Source organism: Variovorax sp. J22P240, from assembly GCF_030316855.1.
Lineage (GTDB): Bacteria > Pseudomonadota > Gammaproteobacteria > Burkholderiales > Burkholderiaceae_C > Variovorax.
This window is the reverse complement of sequence record NZ_JASZYR010000002.1, coordinates 222,381-245,677: the sequence shown is the minus strand read 5'-3', so window position 1 is coordinate 245,677 and position 23,297 is coordinate 222,381. Positions and strand designations below refer to the sequence as shown.

Genomic DNA, 23,297 nt, shown 5'->3' with positions numbered 1-23,297 from the left:
TGGGGGCAGGCCGGCTGCGATCTCACACCGCACCTTCGGCACGGAGAGATGCAATCGCTGCCGCGTCGTAGCCGACTTCGGCCAGGATCGAATCCGTGTGCTGCCCCAGCGTGGGAACCGCGTCCATTCGAGGATCCCACTCGCGCGGCATGCCCGGCGGCCACAGCGCGGGAATCGCGCCAGCACCCGTGCCTACCTCGGTCCAGCGCTCGCGAGCGCGCAGTTGCGGGTGCGCCCACACGTCCTGCATCGTGTTGGCTTGCGCATTGGCGATCTGGGCCGCGTCGAGCCGCTCGATGATCTGTGCCGCGTTGAAGGGCACAAAGGCCTGGATGATGATCTCGCGCAGTGCCTCGCGCGACGCCGTGCGCAGCGTGTTCGAGGCAAAGCGCGCATCGGTCGCGAGCGCCGGCTGCTCCAGCACCATGGCGCAGAAGACCTGCCACTCCCTTTCGTTCTGCAGGCCCAGCATCACCATCTTGCCGTCGCCGGCCGGGAACGGGCCGTAGGGGTAGATGGTGGCGTGCGCGGCCCCTGCGCGCGGCGGCGGGGCCGCGCCGTCGAAGGCGTAGTACAGGGGAAAGCTCATCCACTCGACCATGCTCTCCAGCATCGAGACGTCGATGCGACAGCCCTTGCCCGTCGTGCCGCGCTGCAGCAGCGCCGCGAGGATGTTGCTGTACGCGTACATGCCCGCCGCGATGTCGGCGATCGAGCAGCCGGCCTTGGCCATTTCGTCCGGCGTTCCAGTGACTGAGAGGAAACCCGATTCGCTCTGGATCAACAGGTCGTAGGCCTTCTTGTCGCGGTAGGGACCGGGCTGTGCCGCGTCATCGCCATAGCCGGAGATGTCGCAGACGATCAACCCCTTGTGCTCGGCCGACAGGGCCTCGTAGGACAGGCCCAGCCGCGCCGCGGCACCGGGCGCAAGGTTCTGCACCAGCACGTCGGCCTCGCCGACCAGGCGCTTGAGCACGTCCCGCCCCTGCGGATGCTTCACGTCCAGCGTCAGGCTTTCCTTGGAGCGATTGGTCCAGACGAAATGCGACGCCAGGCCGTTCACGCGCTGGTCGTAGGCACGCGCGAAGTCGCCGGTACCCGGCCGCTCGACCTTGATGACGCGCGCGCCCAGGTCGGCCAACTGACGCGTGCAGAACGGCGCCGCGATCGCATGTTCGAGCGTGAGGACGGTGATGCCTTCGAGCGGACGCATCAGAAGCTCCTTGGCAGCCCGAGCATGTGCTCGGCGACGTAGCTCAGGATGAGATTGGTCGAGATCGGTGCCACCTGGTAGAGCCGCGTCTCGCGGAACTTGCGCTCCACGTCATACTCGGCGGCGAAACCGAAGCCGCCGTGGAACTGCAGGCAGGCATTGGCCGCTTCCCAAGACGCCTTGGCCGCGAGGTACTTCGCCATGTTGGCCTGCGCACCGCAGGGCTCGTGCGCGTCGAATCGGCGGCAGGCCTCGTAGCGCATCAGGTCCGCTGCCTCGATCTCGATGAAGGCCTCGGCGATCGGAAACTGCACACCCTGGTTCTGCCCGATCGGGCGACCGAAGACGACGCGCTCCTTGGTGTAGGCCGTCACCTTGTCGATGAACCAATAGCCGTCGCCGATGCACTCCGCCGCGATCAGCGTGCGCTCGGCGTTCAGGCCGTCGAGGATGTATTTGAAGCCCTGCCCTTCCTCGCCGATGAGGTTCTCGGCCGGGATCTCCAGGTTCTCGAAGAACAGCTCGTTGGTCTCGTGGTTGACCATGTTGAGGATGGGCCGCACGATGAGTCCGTTGCCGATGGCCTCTCGCAGGTCGACGATGAAGATCGACATGCCCTCGGATTTCTTCTTGACCTCGGCCAGCGGCGTGGTGCGCGCCAGCAGGATCATCAGGTCGGAGTGCTGGATGCGCGAGATCCAGACTTTTTGGCCGTTGATGACGTAGCGGTCGCCCTTCTTCACCGCGGTGGTCTTGATCTTGGTGGTGTCGGTGCCGGTGGAAGGCTCGGTCACGCCCATCGACTGCAGCCGCAGGTCGCCGCTCGCGATCTTCGGCAGGTACTGCCGCTTCTGCGCTTCGGAGCCGTGGCGCAGCAAGGTACCCATGTTGTACATCTGGCCGTGGCAGGCGCCGGAGTTGCCGCCAGCGCGGTTGATCTCTTCCATGATCACCGAGGCTTCGGTGAGCCCGAGACCCGAGCCACCGTACTCCTGCGGGATGAGCGCGGCCATCCAGCCGGCCTTGGTCAGCGCGTCGACGAACTCGGCCGGATAGGCGCGCGCCTCGTCGACCTTGCGGAAGTATTCATTGGGGAACTGCGCGCACAGGTCGCGCACGGCGTCGCGGATGTCCTGGTGACGGTGAGTGGAGTCGCTCATGTTTGTGGCTTTGATTGAGTGGAAACGCGCTTCATTCCATTTGCGCAGTCGCTTGCATGAGCAGGGCGCCCTGTGCGTCCTCGGCCCATAGCGTGACGGAGCCGTCGGGTTGCGGCGCATGGCCGCACACGCGCAGCAATTTGCCGCAGGTCAGCGGCCGTACGGCCTTGAAGCTGTACGAACGCACCGACCGACCTGAGTTGTGCTGCTGCGCCGCTTCGAGCAGCAGCGTGGCGATCAGCGGACCATGCACGACGAGGTCGTCGTAGCCCTCGACCTGCGTGACGTAGGGATAGTCGTAATGGATGCGGTGACTGTTGAAGGTCAGCGCCGAATAGCGAAACAGCAGCGGCGCATCGGGCCGGTGCTCCATGGACCAGGCCGCATCGGCCGGCGGGGTCTGCGGTGGGGCGGACTCGCCGGGCTTGGGCGCTTCGCGATAGACGATGTCGTGTCCCTCGCGCAGCAACAGCGTGCCGCCGGCATGCACTTCGTGCTGCACCTTCACGAACACGAGCGCCCCGCCCTTGCCCTGCTTCAGGCTGACATCGGCCACACGCGAGGTCTTGGTCGCCGGAGCCGCGAGTTGCAGCGGCGCGAAGAATTCAAACTGGCTGCCCGCCCACATGCGCCGCGGCAGCGGCACCGGCGGCAGGAATCCGCCGCGCGCGGGATGGCCATCCGGCCCGAGCCCGTTCTGCGGCGCGGTCGGCAGGAAATAGCACCAGTGCCACAGCGGCGGCAGCGCCTGCCCCGCTTGCCAGTCGTGCCCGTCGTTGCGCACCGTCGCGGCCATCGCGCTCGCGGTCCAGGGCGACATGAGTTCGTCGCGCGTCTCGAGGCGGCCGATCCAGCCGCGCAGGTGGTCGAGGTCCAGGGTGTCGGTCATGCGGGAATCCTTCGCTCAATCCTGGCGCGGACCACCGGCTTCGCGCTCCACGCGCTGCCAGATCTCCACACCCATCGGGTCGTTGATTTCTTCGAGGATGTGGCCCACGAGCCCGATCGCGCGCGCCATCACGCCGAAGCCGCGAATGATGCGCCACGGAAAGCCGAACTCGGCAGCGATCGCCCCGATGGCGCCCGTTGCATTGATGGGCAGCGACTTGCCCGACACACGCTCGGCCTCGGCCTGCACCGCCTGCATCAACGCGACGTAGTGGCTCGACAGGCCGTTCTCGGCCGCTATCTGGAACAGGCGCGGCGTGCGCGGGTCGATCGGCTTGTGCAGCGGATGGCCGAGGCCAGGCACGATCTCCTTGCGGGCGCGGTAGTCGGCCACGATGTCGCGCGCCATGTCGGCGAGCGGGCGCTCCGGCTTCGAGCCGAACGGAATGGCCTCGTACAGCATGCGCGCCGCGCCCTCGGTGCTGCCGACGAACACCGTGCCCAGGCCACAGAGACCGGCTGCGACGGCGGCCTGCAATGCCTCGGGCGCGCCGGCGTAGGTCAGGCGGGCAGCCAGCGCGCTGGGCGTAATCCCGTGCTCGACGAGCGTGACCACGATGGCGTTGAAGGTCACGGACTCCTGCGGCGTCGGGATGCGGCCCGTGAGCTCGAGGAAGGCCATGTCACCCAGGTTGAGGTGGCCGAGGATTTCGGACGGCAAGTCGCGCCCGCGCACGGTGACCTTGTCCGGCGTGCTGTGCCCGAGGTCGGTGTGCAGGTGCTTATTGATCTTCGTCATTGGAGGGGCTTGCAAGGAAAACGGCGACGAAGCGAATCTATTCCTCTGGCGGCGATGCGGGTCAGTGTTTGCCGAACCCTCCCTTCCGCAATGGCGAATGCCAATCACTGGCAGCGATGCTGTCCCAGCGCCAACTGGGCGGCTCGCTGGCTTTCGGCGTTGGTGCGGACTGGATCGCCGCGTGGTCATCGGCGGGCGCTGGCAAAGAATCGTCAGCACTCGCCAATCACCGGCGTGCTAACTCTTCTTGGAGGTTTTCGCGAAGAACTGAGTCGGCTGGTGCTGGACGGCGTCACTGCCGCACTTCGGGCAATGCAAGCGAGCAATCTCATGCTCGGCCACGTGTTCGACGTGCTCGAAAACCTCGCCGCACTTTACGCAACGATATTGGTAAGTAGGCATGGCGCTTCTCCAACACATTAGCGGGCGGCGCAGATGCTACTTGGATGCCGGGCGCCCCTCGTGCCGCATCCTACGACGATGGCGCCGCCTTGGAAACTCTTGCGCGAAGAGCGTTCGGCACGACATCATCTGCAAACACTGCCCGGACGGATCGCGGCCTGCACGTGAAGGAGACGACGACATGAACGACCTTGCCCACCGCCAGACGATCGCCGACCTGCTTCACCGCAGCGCGAGGCGCACTCCTGCGAAGACAGCCATCGCGTGCGGCGACGTCCGCTGGACCTATGCCGAGTTCGACCGGATCTGCGATCGCGTCGCCGCAGGCCTCGGCGAGCTCGGGATCGACAAGGGCCACCGCGTGGCGGTGCTCGCGCGCAACTCGCACGGCTTCGCGGCGTTGCGCTTCGCATTGGCGCGCCTCGGTGCGGTGCTGGTGCCGATCAACTTCATGCTGAAAGCCGAAGAGGCGGCCTACATCCTGCGTCATGCGGGGGCCCGCCTGCTGGCGACCGACAGCGGCCTGGCCGAGTTGGCACGCGCGGCCGCGGCCATGGACACTGCCGTGCGCGACTTCGTCTGGCTGCCCTCGGAGGAGCCCGGTGCGCCCGCACCCGGGATGACGTCGTTCGACGCACTGGCCGCGTCGTCCGCACCATCGCCGGAGGTGGAGCTTGCCGGAAGCGACCTGGCCCAGATCGTGTACACGAGCGGAACCGAGTCCCTGCCGAAGGGCGCGATGCTGACGCACGAAGCGGTGATCTGGCAGTACGTGAGCTGCGTCGTCGACGCGAGCATCTCGGGCGACGACCTCACGCTGCATGCCCTGCCCCTGTACCACTGCGCGCAGCTCGACGTGTTCCTCGGGCCGTCGATCTACGTCGGCGCCAGCAATGTGATCACCGCCAAGCCGACTCCCGACAACCTGTTGCCGCTGATCGAACGCCATCGCATCGGCTCCTTCTTCGCGCCGCCGACGGTCTGGATCTCGCTTCTTCGTTCGCCGCTCTTCGACACGACCGACCTGTCGAGCCTGCGCAAGGGCTACTACGGCGCCTCGATCATGCCGGTCGAAGTCCTGCGCGAGCTCGCGGCCCGGCTGCCGGACGTGAGGCTGTGGAATCTCTACGGCCAGACCGAGATCGCGCCGCTGGCGACGTTGCTCGGCCCCGACGATCAGTTGCGCAAGCCCGGCTCCTGCGGCCGCGCGGTGCTCAATGTCGAGACCCGCGTCGTCGACGACCGGATGCAGGATGTCGCGCCGGGAGAAGTCGGCGAGATCGTCCACCGTTCTCCGCACCTGATGCTGGGCTACTTCCACGACGACGAGCGCACCCGGGACGCCTTCGAGGGCGGCTGGTTCCATTCCGGCGACCTCGGCACCATCGACGACGAGGGCTACATCGCCGTCGTGGACCGCAAGAAGGACATGATCAAGACGGGCGGCGAGAACGTCGCCAGCCGCGAGGTCGAGGAGGCGGTCTATCGCCTGCCCCAGGTTTCGGAGGTCGCGGTGGTCGGCGTGCCGCATCCGCTCTGGGTCGAGGCGGTCGTCGCGGTCGTGGTGGCCAAGAGCGGCCACGCGCTGACGGAGAAAGACGTCCTCGCGCATTGCGCAACGCACCTGGCCGGTTTCAAGGCGCCCAAGCGGGTGGTACTCGTCGAGAGCCTGCCGAAGAATCCGAGCGGAAAGCTGCTGAAGCGCCAGCTGCGGGAAACCTTGTCCGGGCTTTTTGCCGCGGACTGATCAGGGTGTGCAGGAACTTCTTGATCTTGGTGCAGGCGCCCCCGCGAGCTTCAGCGTCTCTCCATCTCAAATCGTCGAAGTCTTGTTGCGTCAGCCTGAGGACGGCTGCGCGCCGAGCGAGCTGGCGTAGTCGACGAAGAACGCCAGGCTGCACGGGTTCTGCATGGCGTCCGGGCTGGCGACCTTGCCCGCCTCCGCGCCCAACAGCAGCTTGCGACAGCAGTTGCTCCGGTCCGGGAGTTCAGAGGATTTCGGGTGCGGGGGAAGGCGAATCGTTTTGCATGGCAGGTCCTGAGGCTCTCCATCAGTTTTGAAGCTTGCTATCGTTGACGCGGTGTAGCCTGAAGACTCATCGCATGATATGTCCATATGTTGTCATACTATGTGGCGATGAACTCACTGACGCAAGACCTTTCTAAAGAGACAGATCCATGGTTAACTCTAAGACGAACGAAGAATCTGCAAGGATTGAACTGGCCAATCGGGTATTCTTCCGCTTGTATCAATGTGCCAATATGTTGCATAAAACAGGCACAAAGGCGGTCGAAGCCGAGGGCCTGACGACGCAGCAATGGGCTGTGCTCGGTGCGCTGTCCAGGCCCGCCGCGACCGGAGGCATGAGCGTGGGCGATCTGGCGCGCTACCTCAAAGTGAGCAGGCAGAACCTCTCCGGTCTGCTCAGTCGCATGGAACGAGACGGACGAATCCAGACCGCGGCTGACGAACGCGACCGCCGGTCGCGTCTCGTGTCAATGACGACAGCGGGGCTGCGCGTATGGCAACACGAGGCTCTGCCGAAAATTCACGGCTACTACGCGCAGGTGCTCGAGGGGTTTTCGGTGAACGACATCACTCACACCTTGCACTACTTGCTCAAGATTCTGGAAAACATGCAAGAGGTCGACGAACGACAAGGAGGTGGCGACGAGGCTGTTTCAGAACTTTGATCGGCCTCGCAGGTGCCGAAGCGCTGGCATTCAGGCTGTGTTCATCTCCGCGGCTCAGGATGAGTTTTCCTCCGGACCCTACTCAAAGGTCCTTGCCCGCTTCGGCGGGCTTTTTCATGGGCGCCCAGGTCGGCCACTTCGCACGATCCCGGCTACAGAGGCAGGTCGCGAACGCCATTCGCCAACTCGGTCGGCCGCCGCTCACCAGAAATGTGGATTGCCGACATCTCGAAACTGCCCAATACTGCTCGGTCCGATCAACCATCGGTCAACAACGCCATGAACTCGTCCACAGCGGCAACCCGGCTGCGCCAGTTCGACGAACTGCCCGGTCCACGTGCCGTGCCGGTGTTCGGCAACCTGCTTCAGGTCGACTCCACTCGGCTGCATTTGCAACTGGAACAGTGGTGTGAAGAGCACGGCCCGATCTTCAGGCTGCGCCTCGGCCCTCGCCGCGCGGTGGTAGTGGGTGACCATGAATTGATCGCGACAGCCTTGCGTGACCGCCCCGACGGCTTTCGTCGCACCACCAAGCTGGAACAGGTGTGGACGGAACTCGGCCTGATGGGTGGCGTGTTCGGTGCCAACGGCGAGACCTGGCGACGCCAGCGACGCATGGTGATGGCCGGCTTCGACCCCGGCAGCGTCAGGCGCTATCACCCTGCGCTGCAGCGCGTCGGACTGCGACTGGCCCAACGCTGGCAGCAGGCCGCGCGCCAGGGCAGCACCATTGATCTGCAGGCCGACCTGATGCGCTATACGGTGGATGCGATTGCGGGTCTCGCGTTCGGCGCCGAAGTCAACACGCTGCAAAGCGACGAGGATGTGATCCAGAAGCACCTGAATCGCCTCTTTCCGGCGGTGTTCAAGCGCATCTTTGCGCCACTTCCACTGTGGCGCTGGTTCCCGTCGGCCGAAGATCGCGCTCTGGTGCGCAGCGTGACCGAGGTGAATGCGGCCGTCAATGGCTTCATCGTCGAAGGGCGCAGGCGACTTCAGGCGAATCCGGCCCTGCGCGAGCACCCATCCAACCTGCTGGAGGCCATGCTGGTTGCCGCTGACGAACCCGACAGTGGGATGGACGACAAGCAAGTGGCAGGCAACGTGCTCACCATGCTCCTGGCCGGTGAAGACACCACCGCCAACACGGTGGCCTGGATGATCCACTTGCTCTGGCAAAACCCGCAGGCGCTCGCCAAGGCCACAGCGGAAGTACGCCGCGTGTGCGCCGATGGCGAGCCGCCCGACATCGACCAGATCGGTCAGCTGGACTACGTTGAAGCCTGTGCCCACGAGACCATGCGCCTGAAGCCGGTGGCGCCGCAGAACGCGATGCAAGCCCTGCACGACACCACGCTCGGCGACGTGCACATCCCGGCCGGCATGGTGGTGATCGCAGTGATGCGGCGCGACGCAGTGAGTGAACGCCACATTCGCAATGCCGCCAGCTTCGACCCCGAACGCTGGCTGGCGGACGGCCACCCCGGGCAGACTGCCAGTGCCGCCAAGCGCATCTCCATGCCCTTTGGAGCTGGCCCGCGCATCTGCCCTGGACGCTTCCTGGCCCTGGTTGAAATGAAGATGGCAATGGCGGTTCTGTTGAGCCGCTTCGACATCCAGTACGTTGGCACAGCCGACGGCAAGGAGCCGCGCGAGCTGCTGCAGCTTTCGATGGCGCCGGTGGGATTGACGATGAAGGTGCGCGAGCGGCCACTCATCTGAGCGCCGGCGAAGCTAAGGCGTGCTCGCCACCTCGACCGCACCGCTGCGCGCTGCCTGCGCAAACGTTTCGTGGTCACGCCGGGTCTGGTCCGCATAGGCGGCCGCAAAGCGCACCAGCGCGTCGTCGAAGGCTTCCGACTTGCCGAGGTAGCCGGCAATCATCGCCGCGTCGCCTGACTTGGCATGCGCCAGCGCGAGGGCCCAGCCGCAGAGCCTGCAGTATTCGGCGAATGCGGACGGGGTGGTTTCGCCCATGTCGAGTTCGATGCCACCCTTCATGTCGCGCAACTGGCGCACGTAGAAGTCGGTTCCGTCGAGTTGCCCCCAGCCCAGAAAGATGTCCGGCGAGCCCTGGATCAGCCGCTGGCCCACCACCACCCGCTGTCCTTCGTTCAGGGGCCCCTTGCCGGACCCGGGCCAGGGGACGTAGGGCGACAGCACCGAGGGCTCCGCTTCCTTGATCTGGAGGAAGAATGGATCGTCCTCGTCCCGCCCCTGCATCAGCACCACCCAGCAGCGCGTACCGACGCTGCCCACGCCCACCACCTTCTGCGCCACATCGAGCACCCGGTAGCGCGACAGCAGGAAGCGGCGCTCGGGCGCGAGCGAATCGAGGTAGGTCGCCAGGAAGTGGCCCAGCGCGTCCTCCACCGGCCTGCCGGCCGAGGTGTGGCTCACGCGCACGATGAACGGATGCTGCTCGATGATCCGGTGTTGGTCGTCCACCAGATCGGTCATCTTGTCGAGCACCTGCAGGTGGTTTCGCTTCCGCGCCTTGTCCAGCAACGCCGAGGCGGCGCTGCGGAACCAGGGCGACAGCGTCTCCAGCAGCCGCGCGCTGTCGATGGTGTCGTACCAGACCTCGAGCAGTCCCATGCCGGCATAGCGCCGCATCCGCTGGCGGTAGGAGGCCGCGGCGAAGCGAACCGCGGCCTCGCGCGCCTCGCGGTCGCCGCCCAGGTGCTGGCATGCGACATGTGCGCTGGCGGCGAGCCGCTTGATGTCCCACTCCCAGGGGCCGGGCTGGGTCTCGTCGAAATCGTTGATCGCGAACACGAGTTGGCGTTCGGCCGACGCGAACACGCCGAAGTTCGCGACATGCATGTCGCCGCAGGCCTGCACGCGCAGCGCGGTCGTGGGGCTCGCCGCAAGGTCGGCGGCCATCACCGCGGCCGAGCCGCGCAGGAAGGCGAATGGCGACTGCAGCATGCGGGCATGGCGAACCGGCACCAATTTCGGCAGCCGCGTGCGGGCCTGCGCAAGCAGGATGCCCACCGGGTCGACGCCCGGGGGCCGCTCGAACGTGGCGAGGCTCGCACGGGGAACCCGTTCGCGAATCGTCTTGCCGATCGCCATGCGTTCGGCGACCGTCGGCTTGCGCGCGGTGAATGCGTTCGACAACTCCTGGGCCCGCGTCGCGTCTTCCGCTCCCGCGTCGGCCTTCTTCTTACGTGCCATGAATGCTCCGGTCCGCCATGCACAGGTCAATGCGCGATCTGCTGGCGCCACTCCCTGGGCGAGCAACCGAAGCGCTCGCGGAAAGCGCGGCTGAAATGCGCCGCGTCGCTGAATCCCCGGCCATACGCGATCTCGCCCATCGGCCGTCCGGCCAAGCGCGGATCGAGCAGGTCGCGGCTGCAGGCCTCGAGCCGCCGCTCCCAGATGTATTGCGAAGGCGTCAGCGGCTCGCTCTTGAATACGCGATGGATCTGGCTCACCGACATCCCGACCTCGGCGGCCAGCGTGCCCACTGACAGCGCGGGATCGTCCAGCCGCGCATCCACTTGCCGCTTGATGCGCGCCAAGTGAAAGGCCGTGAGGTTGCTCAGCGCCGGCGAGCGCGCAGCCGGCAGCGTCTGCAGGCCGGCCACGAGGATGCTCAGCACGCCATTCGCAACCGCCAGCGCGGATGCGGGCTGCAGGGCGTCGATGTCCTCGCGCAGAGTGCGGATCATGCCGAGCAGCAGGTGACCCGCGCCTTCGCGACCCGATACCGTGGTCGCGGTCAGCGCCTGCGTCTCGCGCAGTTCGCTGCGCAGGCGCTCGCCGGGCAGCTTGAGCACGATCTGCTCGAAGGCATCGTCGAACAGCAATTGGTAGGGCCGGGTGCTGTCGTACAACGCAAAGTCTCCGACCGACAGCACGGCATCGCGCCCGTCCTGTCGGACCACGCCCCGGCCCTGGGACTGGATGCTGACCAGGAAGTAGTCGTCGGACGAACGGGCAATGTGGCTGGGAGTGCGCATCACCTTTTGCGGCCCGGAGCTGACCACCGACACGTCGAGACTCGGCAGCGCGTGCTGCCGGATGCTGCCCTCGAAGTCGCCGGCGGTGCGGCTCGTCTGCACCGGATCGCACCCGAGCTGGACGTAGACGTTGCAGATCATGTCCGTCCAGTACGCGAGCCGCTGTTCGCGCTCAACGACGTCGGTGCTCAGCAACTGGGCCATGGGGATCCTTCCGAGGTGCGGTGTGCAACGCTGGATCAAGAACGCTGCGAAATCCGGACAAGCCGCTTTCAGGCGGCGAACTTACGCTTCCAGCAACCCCCATGCCACAGCGCTAACCCGAAGGAGTCCACCATGTCCAGCAAGACCCATCCCCGTCTTCGTGTCGCGGCCGTGCAGGCCGCGCCCGTGTTTCTCGACCTCGACGGCACCATCGACAAGACCATCGAGCTGATGGCGCAGGCCGCTGGCCAGGGCGTACAGCTGATCGCCTTCCCGGAAACCTGGGTGCCGGGCTACCCGTGGTGGATCTGGCTCGATTCGCCGGCCTGGGGCATGCAGTACGTGCAGCGCTACCACGACAACTCGCTGATCGTCGGCTCGGCGGAATTCGACCGGATCCGCGACGCTGCCCGCAAGCACCGGATCTGGGTTTCGCTCGGCTACAGCGAAAAGGCCGCGGGCAGCCTTTACATCGCGCAGGCACTGATCGACGACCAGGGAAACACCCTGCAGACGCGGCGCAAGCTCAAGCCGACGCACGTGGAGCGCACGGTGTTCGGCGAAGGCGACGGCTCCGACCTGAGCGTGATCGAGACGCCGATCGGCAATATCGGGTCGCTCTCGTGTTGGGAACATCTGCAGCCGCTCAGCAAGTACGCGATGTATTCGCAGAACGAGCAGATCCATTGCGGCGCATGGCCGAGCTTCTCGCTCTACCGCGGCGCGGCGTATGCACTGGGCGCCGAGGTCAACAACGCCGCGAGCCAGGTGTATGCCGCCGAGGGCCAGTGCTTCGTGATCGCGCCCTGCGCGACGGTCTCGAAGGCGATGCACGAGATGCTGTGCACCGATCCGGGCAAGCAGCAGATGCTGCTGGCGGGCGGCGGCTTTGCGCGCATCTACGGGCCGGACGGATCGCCGCTCGGCACCAACCTGCCGGAAGACCAGGAAGGACTGGTGGTCGCGGACATCGACCTGGGCCAGATTTCGCTCGCCAAGGCGGCCGGCGATCCGGCGGGGCACTACTCTCGGCCGGACGTCACCCGGCTGCTGTTCAACAAGACACGGCGCGAGCCGGTGGTGCTGCAGAGGCAGCCCGAGCGGGAAGCGCCCGCCGCCGAATCAACCGCGGTCCAGAGCCAGGGCGAGTCCGTCTCCACCTGACGCGCGTCAGGCCGCGAGGCCCGGCGCGCCGCGCATGATCGCCTCGCGCAGCGCCGCTGGAATCTCCACCGCCCGATGGCTGTCGAGCGACGTCGTGACCAGCACCTGGTGCATGCGCATGCGTGTTTCGCCCTCGCGGTCGAAGCAATGCAATCCGAGCGTGAGCGAGCGCGAGCCCAGTCGCTCGACCGTGAGTCCGAGGATCACACGGTCGCCCAGCCGGCTCACCGCGCGGAAGTCGGCCTCCAGGCGCACGGTCGGCAGGCCGATGCGCTGCTCTGCGATGAGCTTGTGGTAGCCGATGCCCAGCTCTTCGTTCACCCAGTCTTCCACCAGTCCGTTGAACATGACGAAGTACTGCGGATAGAAGACGATGCCCGCCGGGTCGCAGTCCGAGAAACGGATCAACCGCTCGCGGCGGAACTCCGCTGTCGTCTTCGTTTCGCTCACGCGCTCTCCTCGGCCGGCGGCTCGCCTCGCATCACGTGCACCCGGAGCTGGCCGAGTTGGCTGTGCAACTGGCGCACGGTCTTCATGTCGAGCCCGGCGAACATTTCCAGGATCCATTGCTCGTGTTCCTTGGCCATCGCCTCGAAGCTTCGGCGGCCCTTGGGCGTGAGGCTGACGATCCATGCCCGGCGGTCGTCCGGGCTGGCGGTGCGCGACACCACACCTTCGCGCTCCAGTTCGTCGGTGAGGCCGGTGACGTTGCCCCCGGTCACCATCAGGTAGCGCGAGAGCACGCGCATCTTGAGCCCGTCTCGGTAGCGGTAGAGCTGCGCCATGTAGTCGAAGCGTGCCAGCGTGATGTCGAAGCGCTCGCGCAGGCGCTTACGGATCTCGGCCTCGATCTGCGTCGTGCTCGCCAGCATGCGCAACCACAGCTTGAGCACCGCATGGTCCTCCTGGCCGGCGCGCGCCTCATGGCCGAGTTCTTCCGCGTCGCTCAGCGCGGCATGCGAGGGGTCGTTGCCGATGTCCGTCATGTCACTTCTCCCCCCGAGACCGAGATCGACTGCCCGGTCATCGACGCGGCGCCTTCTCCGCACAACCAGCGCACGGCGTCCGCCACCTCGGCAGGCTGCACGATGCGGCGCTGCGGATTGACGCCGGCAAACTCCGCCAGCGCATCGGCTTCGCTGCGGCCTGTCTTGCCGACCACGTTGGCAACGCTGGCGCGCAGGATGTCGGTGTCGGTGTAGCCGGGGCATACCGCGTTGACGGTGACGCCCTTGCGGGCCACTTCGAGCGCGAGCGAGCGCGTGAGCCCGATCACCCCGTGCTTTGCCGCCGTGTAGGCCGCCACGTAGGCATAGCCCTTCTGGCCCGCAGTGCTCGCGATGTTGACGATGCGGCCCCAGCCCAGTTCCAGCATGTCGGGCAATGCCGCCTGCGCACACAGGAAGCTGCCGGTGAGGTTGACCGCCAGCATGCGCTGCCACAGCTCCACCGAAGTCTTCAGGAAGGGCGCGCTCTCGGCCTGGCCCGCGTTGTTGACGAGGATCGTCACGGGGCCGGACGCCACACGGAGGGCTTCGAACGCAGCGCGCACGGACTCGGCGTCGCCCACATCGGCGACGACCACGCCGTGACCGGTGCCCTGCAGCTCGTCCTGCACGCGCTGCAGCGCCGCGCGGTCCCGGCCGAGCAGGGTGACGCGCGCGCCTTCGGCTGCGAGGGTCCTGGCGATCTCGGCGCCGATGCCGCGTGCGGCGCCCGTGACGACGGCATGCCGCCCATTCAGTGCTTGGCTCATGGATTGAAATTTGGTTGACAACTAAATAATTTTAACGGCGCGGATTTCGACGGCCCCCATGGGGGCTTCATCGCATCAGCCGTCCCCCGTTGAGGTCGAGCGTCGCGCCCGTGATGAACGCACCCGCAGGCGACGCGAGGTAGACGACTGCTGCGGCCACCTCCTGCGCCTCGCCGAAACGGCCGAGCGGAATGCCGGCCCGCACCGCGCGCTGACGCGCCTCGTCCATCGCGTCGAGCATCGGGCTTCGGATCGCGGCAGGTGCAATCGCATTCACCGTGACCCCATGCGGCGCGAGTTCCTGCGCGAAAGAGCGCGTGAGCGCGAGGATGCCCGCCTTCGACGCGGCATAGTGGGCGCCAGTCGCCGCACTGGCCTGCTGCCCGGCAACCGACGACAGATTGACGATCCGTCCAGCACCTCGATCACGCATGTGCCGTCCGGCGATGCGGCAGCCAAAGAAACTGCCGCGCAGGTTCACCGCCATGACCCCGTCCCACTCGTCGGCTGCGATGTCCCATAGCGAAGTCGACGGCGTCAAAGCCGCGTTGTTCACCATCACGTCGATGGCTCCGAGGCGCTGCACGGCTGATTCGAAGCACTGGGCAAAGGCGGTCTCGTCGCGCACATCGAGCGGCATCGCGATGCATTCGTGGCCCTTGGCGCAGAGGTCGGCCGCGTCGGCGTCGACCGCCGCCGCGTCGATGTCCGTCAGCGCCACGCGCGCACCCGCTTCGGCCAGGCCGCGTGCGATCGCGGCCCCGAGACCTTGCCCCGCGCCGGTCACGAAAGCCGTTCGTCCGGACAGCGAGAACATGGTGTCAGCCTTTTGCCGCCTTGCGGCCAGCAGGGCGCCGGTCCCATGTCTGCGGTGTCACGCCGCGTTCGCGCAGCTTGTACTTCTGCACTTTGCCGTTCTCGGTGCGCGGAAGGTCGGCCAGCACGTCGATGTAGCGGGGCACGGCGAAGTAAGGCAGGCGCGCTTCACAGAACAGCGTGAGTTCGTCCGGGTCGACGCTGCGATCGGGCCGGACCACCAGCGCGGCCATCACCTCGTCTTCCGCCAGCTCGGAGCGCACCGGATAGACCGCGCAAGCCGCCACGCAGGGATGGCTCAGCAACACCTGTTCGACCTCGAAGGAGGAGATGTTCTCGCCCCGACGCCGGATCGCATCCTTGATGCGGTCGACGAAGCGATAGGCGCCGTCGGCATCGCGCACCACGCGGTCGCCGGTGTGGAACCAGAGATTGCGCCAGGCTTCGACGGTCTTCTCCGGCATGTTGAAGTAGCCGCTCGCAAAGGCATAGGGCTCGTCCGCGCGCAGCAGCAGTTCGCCGGCTTCGCCGGGCGGCAGTTCGACGTCGTCCTCGTCGGCGACGCGCGCATCGAAACCTGGGCGCAGCCACCCCATCACGCCGCCGCGTGGCGAGTCGGGCGCCGTGGCGATGGCGAAGTTCGTTTCGGTCGAGCCGTAGCCTTCGAGCAACCGGACCCCCGTGCGCTCCATGAAGGCCTGCCCCGCCGCCGCCGGCACACCCGGGCCGAGGCCGGTGCGGACGCGGTGATCCCGCTCGCCAGGGCCTTCAGGCTGCGCCAGCAGGATCGGCACCATCGCGCCGAGCAGGTAAACGACGGTCGCGCCGCTCGCGCGCATCGCCGGCCAGAAGCCCGAGGCCGAGAATCGCGACTCGAACACGACCTCGCAGCCAGTCACCGCAGCCTGCGCGAAGGTGTTGAGCGCGTTGATGTGAAAAAGCGGCAGCGTGGTGCACAGCACGTCATCGGCGCCGACGCCGAGCACCTCCGCACTGTTCACGCCCCACCAGAAATACTGCGCGTGCGGGCAGATCACGCCCTTGGCCGGTCCGGTGGTGCCGGAGGTGTAGAGGATGGCGAGCGGATCGCCCGGCTGCACCGCGGCCGGCGGGATCGCCTCGGCGCCGGCGGGATAAGGTGTCGATCGCACGCCCTCGGGCGCCTGCCAGGCGACAGATGGCTCCTGCGATTCGCCGACCACCCAGACTTCGCGCAGCTTCGTGCGGCCGAGATCGGCCGTCTTCAATCGCTCCAGGAACTCGGCCTCGATCACGAGCAACCTGGCCTCGCTGTTGGCGAGGAAGTATTCGATCTGCGGCCCCATCGATGCGATATTGACCGGCACCACCGACGCTCCGAGCCAACCCGCGCCGAAGAACACTTCGAGAAACTCGATGCGGTTTCCGCACATCACGGCGACCCGGTCGCCGCGTGCCACGCCAGCCTGCGCCAGCACCGCGGCGCGCTCGCCCGCCGCCCGGGACGCATCGCCATGAGTCCACGCGCGCCCCGCGATCCGAAGCAGCGGCCGCCCCGCGAACTGCGCTGCCTGGCGCTGCAGCATCGCGGGCAGCGTGCGCTGCGACGGCGGCAGCGCGCGGGCTTCAGTCGTCATCGTGGGTGCCTCCGCCCAGATAAGTGGCCTGCACGCGAGGATCGCTGGCGAGGTCCTGCGAGGCACCCGACAGCGCGATCTCGCCGGTCTCCAGCACGTAGCCGTGATCCGAGGTTTCGAGCGCGGCGCGTGCGTTCTGCTCGACGAGCAGGATCGACACGCCGTCCTCGCGCAGCTTGCGCACGATGGTGAGGATGTCGCGCACGATCAGCGGGGCGAGGCCCAGGCTGGGCTCGTCGAGCATCAGCAGTCGGGGCGCGGACATCAACGCACGGCCCACGGCGAGCATCTGGCGCTCGCCACCCGAGAGCGTGTCGGCACGCTGCGCACGGCGTTCGGCCAGGCGCGGGAAGCGGTCGTACACGGACTGCAGGCGGCTCTTCAATGCATCGCTGCGAAGGCGCCGGGAGTAGGCGCCGAGTTGGAGGTTGTCGAGCACGCTCAGTTCGCCGAAGAGCTCGCGCTTCTCCGGCACGAGGCACAGGCCACGCTCGACGCGCGCTTCCACGTCCAGGCCGTGCAGATCCTCGCCCTCGAAGCGCAGGATGCCCTTGCACGGCAGCAGCCCCATCGCCGCGGCCAGCAGCGTGGTCTTACCCGCGCCGTTGGGGCCGATCACCGAGATGATCTGGCCATGTTCCAGGTTGAGCGTGACGCCGCGCACCGCATCGACCTGCCCATACGAGACGTGCAGGTCACCAATCTCCAGCATCGCGGTCATACCACGCTCCCAAGGTACGCAGCCTGCACGCGTTCGTCAGCACGCACGGCCGAGGGCGCGCCTTCGACGAGCTTGGAGCCGAAGTTCATCACCACCAACCGGTCCACGAGTTTCATCACGAAGTCCATGTCATGTTCGACGATGAGGATGGTCACGCCCTCCTCCCGCAATTTGCGCAGCAGGTCGCCCAGCGCCATCTTTTCCTTGCGACGAAGCCCGGCGGCCGGTTCGTCCAGCACCAGCAGCACCGGGTCGGCGGCCAGGGCGCGCGCGATTTCCAGGATGCGCTGTGTGCCGAGCGGCAGGCTGCCTGCCAGCTCGTGGGCGCGGTCGCCGAGGCCGATTCGGTCCAGCTGGCGTTGCGCCTCCTGCAGGATCTGGCGCTCCTCGGTACGGTCCAGCCGCAAGCCGGCCTTGAGCACGCCGGTCGTCGTCCGCGAATGCGCGCCGAGCGCAACGTTATCGAGCAGGCTCATGTGCGGCCGCAGCTTCACGTGCTGGAAGGTGCGTGCCAGCCCGAGCCGCGCGACCTTGCGCTGCGGCAGGCCTGCGATGTCCTGGCCCAGGAAGCGCACTTGCCCCGCCGTCATCGGCAGCGTGCAGGTCAGCAGGTTGAACATGGTCGACTTGCCTGCGCCGTTCGGCCCGATCAGCCCGACGATCTCACCCGCCTTCACGTCGAAGCTCACGTCGTTGACGGCCACCAGTCCACCGAAGCGCTTGACGGCGCCCGTCACCGACAGGATCGGCGATCCGCGGTCCGGCAGCGTGCGGTGGGGCAGCGGTTCTACCGGCGTCGTTGGCTCGCGCGACGGCGGCGCGGCGAAACGGCCGCGCGTCCAGCGCCGCACGAAGCCCATCAGGCCGCCGCGTGCAAAGTGCAGCAGCAGGATGAAGAGCGTCGCGAAGGCCACCGCCTCCAGCTGGCCGGCGCGCTGCGTGAGCATCGGCAGCACGTCCTGCAAGCCGTTCTTCAGGATGAGCACCAGGGCAGAGCCGACCAGGGCGCCTGCGAGTTGCCCGAGCCCGCCGGCCACGGCCATCAGCAGGTACTCGATGCTGGCCCGCACGTCGAAGGGCGACGGGCTCACGAAGCGGTTCATGTGCGCATAGAGCCAGCCCGCGAGACCGGCGAACAGCGCGGCGGTGACGAAGAGCGACAGCCGCACGCGGTACGCGTCCTCGCCGACGCTCGCGAGCAGTGTCGCGCCGCCCCGCAGGCTGCGGATGGCGCGGCCCGGCCGCGATTCGAGCAGGTTGCGGCTGAACAGGAAGGCCAGCCCGACCAACGCCCAGATCAGGTAGTAGATCGCTCGCGGATCGGCCAGCGACCAGGCACCGATCTTGAGCGCCGGAATGTTCGACAGTCCCGTGTGCCGGCCGAGCGCATCGACGTTGCCGAACAGCATCGCGATCGACAGCCCCCATGCGATGGTGCTGAGCGGCAGGAAGTGCCCGCCCAGGCGCAGCGTGAGCATGCCGATGGCGAGGGCCGACAGGCCGGTCAGCAACAAGGCGAACAGCAGCCCGAGCCACGGCGACAATCCTTGCGCAGTAGTGAGCCAGGCCGTCGCATAGGCCGCGATGCCGACGAAGGCCGCCTGCCCGAAGGAGGTAGCGCCGCCGATACCGGTCAGCATCACCAGCCCGAGCGCGACCAATGCGCCGATGCCGATGTCATTCAGGAGCGAGACCGTGAAGTTGCCGGCCACTGCGGGCGCAATCGCGATCGCGGCAACGACGAGGCCGATCCAGAGCTTGCGTTGGACGAGCGGGCTCATTGGTCCACCTCGTCTTCTTCCTCTTCGGAGTGCACGCTGAGGAAGGACCTCAGCATGAGCACCGGTATGAGCAGACTGAACACGATCACATCTTTCAGCGCGCCGCTCCAGAACGACGCGAAACTTTCGACCACACCCACCGCGAGGGCCCCGACGGCCGTCATCGGGTAGCTCACGAGACCGCCGATGATCGCGGCGACGAAGGCCTTCAGCCCGATGATGAAGCCGGAGTCGTAGTACATGGTGGTCACGGGCGCGATGAGCACGCCGATCAGCCCGGCCAGCAGGGACGCGCTGCCGTACGCCAGCAAGGCGGTGCGCGCAGGCCGGATGCCGACCAGCCGTGCACCGACGCGATTGACGGCCGTGGCACGCAGCGCCTTGCCCGCCACCGTGCGTTCGAACACCAGGAAGAAGAGCCCGCTCAGCACGATCGCCGAGCCGACCATCAGCACCACCTGCCCGCTGACCGAGAAGCCGTCGCCCAGCGGAATGGTTCCGCTCGCGAGCGGCGCGGTGCGCGAGCCTTCAGGCCCGAAGAACAGCAGGCCCAGGCCCGACAGCAGGAAGTGCAGCGCCAGCGACACGATCAGCAGCACCAGCACCGACGCATCCGCGATCGGCTGGAACACGACGCGTGCCAGCAGCGGCGCGATCGGCACCACCAGCAACACCGTCACCGCGATCTGCACCGCGGCCGGAATGCCGGGCCGGGCGGTTGCCCAGGCCAGCAAGCACGGCAGCAGCGGCAGCACGCCCCAGGCCAGGATGGCCTTGGGCACCTTCTTCGCCTCGCCGCGCCGCAGCAGGCTGCCAACCTCGGTCGCCGTCGCCAGCGCCGCCAGCACCATGACCAGCCCGATGGTGGGAGGAAGGCGGCCGGTCTCGAAGGCCGCCAGCGTCAGCGCGGCAAAGGCCGCGATGTCGCCGAAGGGCACGAACACCACCCGCGTGACGGAAAAAATCAGCACCAGTCCCAGCCCGGCGAGCAGATAGACCGCGCCATTGGCGAGCCCGTCGATGCCCAGGATGAGCGCCACGTCCCATGTCATTGAAAAGTCCTTTGCGTAATCTTCTGGTCGGTCAGGCCTGGAGGCTCAGCGTTCAGGTCAGGGCGCCAATTTCCACTGGCCGTTTTCGAGCTTGACGATCACGCGCGCGCGCTCATCCACGCCGTAGAGATTGCCCGGCTTGAAGTTGTAGACGCCGTGCGTGCCGACGACTTCCTTGGTGCTCGCGATGGCATCGCGCAGCGAGAGCCTGAACTCGGGCGTGCCGGGCTCGCCCTTGGCGCGCGCGGCGGCATCGGTGAACACCAGCCAGCCGTCGAAGGAATAGGCAGAGAAGGCATCGCTGGTCGGTGCATTGTTGACCTTCTGGAACACCGAGCGGAAGTCCATCGCGATCTTCTTGGTGGGGTACTCGGCCGGCAGTTGCTCGGCCACGATCACCGGGCCGGTGGGCATCAGCGCGCCCTGGCCCGAAGCACCGACCACGCGCACGAAATCGGGGTTGATGAGGCCGTGCTGTCCGTACACGGGGCCCTTGAAGCCGCGCTCGGTCAGCGCGAGAAAGGGAAGCGCGCCCGGCGTGCCGGCGCCGCCAGTCATCACCGCGTCGGGCTTCATCGCGACCAGCTTCAGCACCTGGCCGGTGACGGAGGCATCGGCGCGTGCATAGCGCTCGTTGCCCAGCACCTTGATGCCAGCCTCGGGCGCGGACTTCATCAGCGCGTTGTAGACCAGGTCGCCCCAGGCGTCGGAAAAGCCGATGTAGCCGACGGTCTTGATGCCGTCCTTCTTCATGCGCTGGACCACCGCGTCGATCATGAGCTGGGTCGGCTGCGCGACGGTGAACACCCACGCGTTCTCGGCCGGGTCGAGCTGAATCGGTGTGAGGCCGATCATCGGCACCTTGGCATCGCGGCCGACTTGCGCCATCGCGATCGCGGCGGGCACGCCGGAGGTGCCCATCAAGATGTCGACCTTGTCCTCTTCGACCAGCTTGCGCGCATTGCGGCCGGCCGTGGTCGGGTCGGAGCCATCGTCCAGCACGATCAGCTGGATCTTGCGGCCGTTGACCTCGGGCTTGTACGCGAGTGCCGCCTGCATGCCCTTGGCGTACGGCACGCCGAGCGAGGAGTTGGGGCCGGAGAGCGAAACGCTCAGGCCGACTTTGAGATCGGCCGCGAACGCGCTCATGGCGAAGCCGGCACCCAGTGCGGCGGCCAACGCGGTGCGCGTCAAGGTCTGCATCAAGCTCTTCATGTCGTGACTCCTGGTGGGGGTGGAATGGTTGAGCGTTCGCTCAGATGAACAACTGAATGGCCGGCAGTGCGCGCCCGGCGTTGAGGAGGTCGACGCGTTTCTGGCGGATCGCCCAGCCGTCAGGCGTTCGCACGAGCCGATGGCGGCAGGTGCCGGCGAGCAGGACTTGGTCGTCCCCGCGGGCCTCGACGTAGATGAAAGGCGTGCGCAGCGTGATCTCGCCGGAGGCTTCGTCCTCGCGCTCGATGGCGGAGCGCTGGAGCACGTGCTGGCAATGGCTCGCGGGATGCTGCGAGTGCGCGCGCGGGTTCTTCAGCCGGTCTACGCGCAACTGCAGCAGCAGCCGGTCTTCGTAGGCCAGCGAGTTGTGGGAGTACGGATCCACTTGTGCCGCGCCGAGCAGCGGCACCCAGTAGTGGCCGTCGTCGGTGAACAACGCCAGCCAGTCGTCGAATCGGCCGGCGTCGAGCAACGCGGCCTCGGCGGCGATGAAGTCTTCCGGCTGCATCACGCTGCCGTCTCCATGCCGGCCGTCATGTAGCGGGCCCAGGCGCGGAACTGGTTGCGCATCAGCAGTTCATTGGTGCCGTTGGTCGTGATCGATGCCTGCTCGAGTTCGGCCGGATCGAAGTTGCGATGCAGGCTCACCCATTCGTTGCCTTCGCCGCGCAGGCCCTGCTGCATGCTCTCGAAGAGATGCACGTCGTCATGGGCGACCACCGACATCGGCGAGAAGACGAGCCGGTTGTAGTTCATCGCGCGCTCGAAGAGCAGATCCGGCGCACCCGCCGCGCGGAAGCTCCAGGCCTCGATCAGCGTGCGGTTGGCGGCGAGCGGGCGGATCACCCGGATCGCCTGCGGCGAGCCCTTCACCGACAGGCTGGGAAAGAAGACAGAGTTCTGCGGCGAGCGCTGCAGGATCTCCGCGGCGCGCTCGGCACCATGCGCGGCGCGCATCGCTTCCTCGTACTCGGGCAACTGCGCGTAGTTCGAATGGATGCTGAAGTTCACGCCGAGCACACTGTGCCCGTTGGCGAAGACGCGGCCGCCCATCTTGTCGAAGAACTCGTAGCCGGAACCGAAGGGCAGGATCTGTTCCATCGCCATCGGCTTGGGCGCGTCGGGCGCCCGCCCCTCCCACAGCGCATCGGCCGCCTGCGTGGCGGACTCGTGCGTCGACATCGGATGGACCGTGTCGTTGATGTTCTCGAGGTACATCTTCCAGTTGCAGTGGATGATGTTGCGCATCACGCCACCGCCGACCGTCAGGCGGCCCTCTGGCGAGCGGCCGACCATGTTGTCGATCGCATGCAGCACTTCGCCGAAATAGCTCGCGAAGTCCGGGCCTTCGCTGGAGAGGCGCGCGAAGACGAAGTCGCGGTAGACGTAGACGTTCCGGATCGCGGTGAGCCCCTGCCCCGATTCGCACTCCTTCAGCCGCGTGCCCTCGTAGCCGCTCTTGAGCGGGATGGCGAGCGGCGCACCGTCGAGCTTGTAGGTCCAGGCGTGGTACGGGCAACGAAAGAACTTGCCGGTGTTGCCGCACTCGTCGGTGACGAGCCGGCTGCCCTTGTGCGCGCAGCGGTTGTAGAACACGCGCACCGCACCATCGGGCTGGCGGACCATCATCACCGGCCGCCCAGCGAGGTCGAGCGACCAGAAGTCACCGGCATTGGGCACCTGGCTCGCGTGGCCCACGTAGAGCCACGTGTTGGCGAAGAACTGCTCCTGCTCCAGCGCGAAGAGCTCGTCGCTCAAGTAGACGTCGCGATGCACGCGGTCGTCCTGCACCAGCGCTCGGATCGCGTCGGGACGGTTGCGGTAGGTGTTCATCGCGGCGCTGCTTGC

At 66.9% G+C, this 23,297-nt stretch carries 22 protein-coding genes; 4 read left to right on the top strand and 18 right to left on the bottom strand.

Going from position 1 to position 23,297, the window contains the following annotated elements:
• Nucleotides 1-22 precede the first annotated feature (22 nt).
• The 5 genes from QTI24_RS08065 to QTI24_RS08045 form a co-directional block, all read right to left on the bottom strand.
• Nucleotides 23-1,213, bottom strand: coding sequence for a CaiB/BaiF CoA transferase family protein (locus QTI24_RS08065; RefSeq protein WP_286599611.1), 1,191 nt, complete (start codon nucleotides 1,211-1,213; stop codon nucleotides 23-25).
• Entirely contained in the window at nucleotides 1,213-2,373 is a 1,161-nt protein-coding gene (locus QTI24_RS08060) for an acyl-CoA dehydrogenase family protein (RefSeq protein WP_286599610.1), read from the bottom strand. The genes QTI24_RS08065 and QTI24_RS08060 overlap by 1 nt, the downstream gene beginning before the upstream one ends.
• A gap of 31 nt (nucleotides 2,374-2,404) precedes the next feature.
• Nucleotides 2,405-3,262: an HTD2 family dehydratase gene (locus QTI24_RS08055; RefSeq protein ID WP_286599608.1), complete on the bottom strand. Its 858-nt coding sequence runs from the start codon at nucleotides 3,260-3,262 to the stop codon at nucleotides 2,405-2,407.
• Nucleotides 3,263-3,277: 15 nt separating this feature from the next.
• On the bottom strand, nucleotides 3,278-4,060 hold the full coding sequence (locus tag QTI24_RS08050; protein WP_286599607.1) for a citryl-CoA lyase: 783 nt from the start codon (nucleotides 4,058-4,060) through the stop codon (nucleotides 3,278-3,280).
• A gap of 237 nt (nucleotides 4,061-4,297) precedes the next feature.
• Complete coding sequence (locus QTI24_RS08045; protein ID WP_286599606.1) at nucleotides 4,298-4,462, bottom strand: FmdB family zinc ribbon protein; 165 nt, start codon at nucleotides 4,460-4,462, stop codon at nucleotides 4,298-4,300.
• A gap of 181 nt (nucleotides 4,463-4,643) precedes the next feature.
• Here QTI24_RS08045 and QTI24_RS08040 point away from each other — a divergent pair, with 181 nt between their 5' ends.
• From QTI24_RS08040 to QTI24_RS08030, 3 genes are all read left to right on the top strand, one after another.
• The gene (locus QTI24_RS08040) at nucleotides 4,644-6,209 is read left to right on the top strand and encodes an acyl-CoA synthetase (protein ID WP_286599604.1); all 1,566 of its coding nucleotides are present in this window, start codon (nucleotides 4,644-4,646) and stop codon (nucleotides 6,207-6,209) included.
• A 431-nt stretch (nucleotides 6,210-6,640) separates the two neighbouring features.
• On the top strand, nucleotides 6,641-7,156 hold the full coding sequence (locus QTI24_RS08035) for a MarR family winged helix-turn-helix transcriptional regulator (protein ID WP_286599603.1): 516 nt from the start codon (nucleotides 6,641-6,643) through the stop codon (nucleotides 7,154-7,156).
• A 279-nt stretch (nucleotides 7,157-7,435) separates the two neighbouring features.
• Nucleotides 7,436-8,878, top strand: coding sequence for a cytochrome P450 (locus tag QTI24_RS08030; protein ID WP_286599602.1), 1,443 nt, complete (start codon nucleotides 7,436-7,438; stop codon nucleotides 8,876-8,878).
• A 12-nt stretch (nucleotides 8,879-8,890) separates the two neighbouring features.
• Here the strand turns inward: QTI24_RS08030 and QTI24_RS08025 are convergent, their stop codons facing one another.
• Both QTI24_RS08025 and QTI24_RS08020 read right to left on the bottom strand, forming a co-directional pair.
• A complete protein-coding gene (locus tag QTI24_RS08025; protein ID WP_286599601.1) occupies nucleotides 8,891-10,336 on the bottom strand; it encodes a DUF2252 domain-containing protein in 1,446 nt (481 codons plus the stop codon).
• Nucleotides 10,337-10,362: 26 nt separating this feature from the next.
• On the bottom strand, nucleotides 10,363-11,328 hold the full coding sequence (locus QTI24_RS08020) for an AraC-like ligand-binding domain-containing protein (RefSeq protein WP_286599599.1): 966 nt from the start codon (nucleotides 11,326-11,328) through the stop codon (nucleotides 10,363-10,365).
• A 132-nt stretch (nucleotides 11,329-11,460) separates the two neighbouring features.
• On the opposite strand from QTI24_RS08020, the gene QTI24_RS08015 reads away from it, so the two are divergent.
• Nucleotides 11,461-12,492, top strand: coding sequence for a carbon-nitrogen hydrolase family protein (locus QTI24_RS08015; protein WP_286599598.1), 1,032 nt, complete (start codon nucleotides 11,461-11,463; stop codon nucleotides 12,490-12,492).
• A 6-nt stretch (nucleotides 12,493-12,498) separates the two neighbouring features.
• Here QTI24_RS08015 and QTI24_RS08010 read toward each other — a convergent pair whose 3' ends face one another.
• The 11 genes from QTI24_RS08010 to QTI24_RS07960 form a co-directional block, all read right to left on the bottom strand.
• Entirely contained in the window at nucleotides 12,499-12,942 is a 444-nt protein-coding gene (locus QTI24_RS08010) for an acyl-CoA thioesterase (RefSeq protein ID WP_286599597.1), read from the bottom strand.
• A complete protein-coding gene (locus QTI24_RS08005) occupies nucleotides 12,939-13,478 on the bottom strand; it encodes a MarR family winged helix-turn-helix transcriptional regulator (RefSeq protein WP_286599596.1) in 540 nt (179 codons plus the stop codon). Before QTI24_RS08005 ends, QTI24_RS08010 begins: the two co-directional genes overlap by 4 nt.
• Nucleotides 13,475-14,248, bottom strand: coding sequence for an SDR family NAD(P)-dependent oxidoreductase (locus QTI24_RS08000; protein ID WP_286599595.1), 774 nt, complete (start codon nucleotides 14,246-14,248; stop codon nucleotides 13,475-13,477). Before QTI24_RS08000 ends, QTI24_RS08005 begins: the two co-directional genes overlap by 4 nt.
• A gap of 67 nt (nucleotides 14,249-14,315) precedes the next feature.
• Nucleotides 14,316-15,065 carry an SDR family NAD(P)-dependent oxidoreductase gene (locus QTI24_RS07995; RefSeq protein ID WP_286599594.1) on the bottom strand — a complete coding sequence of 250 codons (750 nt, stop codon included), beginning with the start codon at nucleotides 15,063-15,065 and terminating at the stop codon, nucleotides 14,316-14,318.
• Nucleotides 15,066-15,069: 4 nt separating this feature from the next.
• Nucleotides 15,070-16,680 carry an ATP-dependent acyl-CoA ligase gene (locus tag QTI24_RS07990; RefSeq protein WP_286599592.1) on the bottom strand — a complete coding sequence of 537 codons (1,611 nt, stop codon included), beginning with the start codon at nucleotides 16,678-16,680 and terminating at the stop codon, nucleotides 15,070-15,072.
• Nucleotides 16,670-17,401: an ABC transporter ATP-binding protein gene (locus tag QTI24_RS07985; RefSeq protein ID WP_286599590.1), complete on the bottom strand. Its 732-nt coding sequence runs from the start codon at nucleotides 17,399-17,401 to the stop codon at nucleotides 16,670-16,672. Before QTI24_RS07985 ends, QTI24_RS07990 begins: the two co-directional genes overlap by 11 nt.
• The gene (locus tag QTI24_RS07980; protein ID WP_286599589.1) at nucleotides 17,398-19,182 is read right to left on the bottom strand and encodes a branched-chain amino acid ABC transporter ATP-binding protein/permease; all 1,785 of its coding nucleotides are present in this window, start codon (nucleotides 19,180-19,182) and stop codon (nucleotides 17,398-17,400) included. Before QTI24_RS07980 ends, QTI24_RS07985 begins: the two co-directional genes overlap by 4 nt.
• Nucleotides 19,179-20,234: a branched-chain amino acid ABC transporter permease gene (locus tag QTI24_RS07975; protein WP_286599588.1), complete on the bottom strand. Its 1,056-nt coding sequence runs from the start codon at nucleotides 20,232-20,234 to the stop codon at nucleotides 19,179-19,181. The genes QTI24_RS07980 and QTI24_RS07975 overlap by 4 nt, the downstream gene beginning before the upstream one ends.
• A 57-nt stretch (nucleotides 20,235-20,291) precedes the next feature.
• A complete protein-coding gene (locus tag QTI24_RS07970) occupies nucleotides 20,292-21,449 on the bottom strand; it encodes an ABC transporter substrate-binding protein (RefSeq protein ID WP_286599587.1) in 1,158 nt (385 codons plus the stop codon).
• Nucleotides 21,450-21,489: 40 nt separating this feature from the next.
• The gene (locus tag QTI24_RS07965; protein WP_286599586.1) at nucleotides 21,490-21,960 is read right to left on the bottom strand and encodes an aromatic-ring-hydroxylating dioxygenase subunit beta; all 471 of its coding nucleotides are present in this window, start codon (nucleotides 21,958-21,960) and stop codon (nucleotides 21,490-21,492) included.
• Nucleotides 21,957-23,282, bottom strand: a complete 1,326-nt coding sequence (locus tag QTI24_RS07960; RefSeq protein WP_286599585.1) for an aromatic ring-hydroxylating dioxygenase subunit alpha — start codon at nucleotides 23,280-23,282, stop codon at nucleotides 21,957-21,959. Before QTI24_RS07960 ends, QTI24_RS07965 begins: the two co-directional genes overlap by 4 nt.
• Nucleotides 23,283-23,297 lie beyond the last annotated feature (15 nt).